At 39.8% G+C, this 2,358-nt stretch carries 1 protein-coding gene; it reads right to left on the bottom strand.

The annotated features are described in order from the left end of the window. Positions 1-493: 493 nt before the first annotated feature. Positions 494-2,002, bottom strand: coding sequence for a coproporphyrinogen III oxidase (locus tag WB217_RS08090; RefSeq protein ID WP_423992320.1), 1,509 nt, complete (start codon positions 2,000-2,002; stop codon positions 494-496). Between the last annotated feature and the right edge of the window lie 356 nt (positions 2,003-2,358).

The following is a 2,358-nucleotide window of genomic DNA, read 5'->3' as shown; positions in this document are numbered from 1 at the left end:
CACTTATTCTTTTCTTCACCTTACTTAGAAAATCCTTCTTTAACTCTTCCTTAAAGACAGGTTCACTTGCCGAATAAGATGCAATCGAATTCACAAAGTACTGTTTCAATCGATGTTGGTCGGCTGTATTTAACTTTCCAATCTCTTCGATAATCTCCTTCATTGGCATTCGAACCCACTCGCTCTCGCTCTTTTCTACATCATAGAACAAACGTTCGTTTTTATCGAATATCAACAGAGTTCTTTAACATAGCCTAATCTTAATAAATTTAAATGCTTGTATGAGGAAAAATGGTACCTTAGGCAGATCTTGTCCGGATTACATGAATCAAGACATTATTGCTGAATAGTAGTATTCCGGACCGAATGAAAGGTACCACTCAATCTTTTTCAATTCATTCGATAACACACGCTATGCGAAAATAAAAATGCTCCCGATTATGGCGGGAGCATGGGTATTCGACTCTCTGATCATTACTGATGAAGCTGTGATCTAAAATAAAGACTTATTAAACAATGAATCAAGAATCTCGATTTTTTTATCTGCGTATTCTGCAAAGCTGTCATTATAGGACTTCGGATCTTTTGGATTTGAAAATTGGGTGATGACGCCGGTCTCTGGATCGATGAATTTACTTGCCGCACCGCAACCCAGGCCGATGATTGTCTGCTGTTCTTCCATGATGATAATATTGTACAGACTTTCTTGCTCAGGCAAGGAATATCCAACATTCTCAAGGTTGCCAAGGATATTTTTTTGGCGGTATAGATAATATGGTACGTAATTATGCTCTTTTGTCCAAGCTTCTGCCATTCCCATCATCTTTTCAATTTCACTTCGGTCTGCCACTTTATATTTGTTCTTATTTTTTGTCATTTCAGAAGCTCTTTTAAATGAAAGAGTGTGGACTGTCAATGACTCTGGCATCAACTTTTCTGATTCAGCCAGGGTATGGGCAAACTCCTTCGTCCCTTCACCTGGCAGGCCGATGATCAAGTCCATATTGATATTATTCATGCCCATTTCGCGTGCTAGGTGAAATTTCTCGACTGTTTCCTCAACGGTGTGGTGCCGTCCAATTGCCTTTAATGTTTCCTGGATATAAGACTGCGGATTGATGCTGATGCGGTCAATGTTCCATTTTTTCAGCACTTCCAATTTCTCAGGAGTGATCGTGTCAGGCCGTCCCGCTTCTACGGTTACTTCCCTGATTTTCTCCACATCCGGGAATGCTGCCTGGACCTCTTCATAAAGCATATCCATTTCTTCTGCGGTAATCGAGGTGGGCGTGCCGCCACCATAGTATACAGTCGTAATCTTGATATTATTTTTCTTCAGCCAGTCGCCAATCTTTCTTATTTCATAGTGAAGTCCACCCAAGAATGAATCAACCGACCCCTGCCTGCCATTAATTGCATATGCCGGGAATGTGCAATATGCACATTTTGTCGGGCAGAAAGGGATGCCGATATAAATGCTGACCTCGTTTTTCAGATCATAAAAATCAGGAATTACGGACAGCTGACGATCAACGATTTGCTGCATGAGTTCGATTTTTTCATCTGAAATAAGATATTGTTCTTTTAGCTCGTGGTGTGCAGCTTGCTGTTCCATCCCTTCCCGCAGCTTCTTATGCAAAAGCTTTGTTGGTCTGACCCCAGTGAGGATGCCCCATTTTTGAACGATTCCAGTCCACTCCTGAAGAACTGTCAAATAAGCTCTCGACACAACATTTTTCAGCAGCTTGAATGCTTCCTTTTCACTCAGCCCCTGAGGGATTTCTTTTTCCGCATCCGCTAAAATTACTGCCCCTTCCCGCGTTGTCAAAGAAGCTTTAACTGATGTCAGGTTACCGTATTTTATTGAAAACTCGATTTTAGCATCTGCATCTGTTTCAGCTTCTCCAAGAGCAACATCAGATTCTTCAAAGAATAAATTCGCAATCAAGGATAAAGGGCGTTGAAACCTTTCATCTTCAATTCCTAGTATATAAATTTTCATTTATTATCACCTTTTCATAAAACATGCTTCACCTAGTGTAATAGAACCTTGTTTAATAGGTCAAGACAGTACAAAACTGCCATTTTCTGTTATTAATCCAGGATACCTTTTTTCAACGAGGAATATAATAGCATGAACGGGGAGAAAGTTGAGCACAACGGGATATAATGCATGCTAAATGGGAATTAATGAATTCCAACGGGGAATAAATCGAGATTTAAAGAAAAATGAACCAAGTTTCAAATGAAATCTCTCATTGAACTTAACAAATACCGGCCCAGACAAGTTTAAATATTTTAATATAAGACTGTGTGAAATTAGACGGTTGATTTCCGCTCCAATCAACAGATGCTAAA

Origin of the sequence: Mesobacillus sp. (assembly GCF_049588175.1) — a bacterium.
Taxonomy (GTDB): domain Bacteria; phylum Bacillota; class Bacilli; order Bacillales; family Cytobacillaceae; genus Mesobacillus.
The sequence above is the reverse complement of the archived record's forward strand: the minus strand, read 5'-3'. Positions and strand labels throughout refer to the sequence as shown.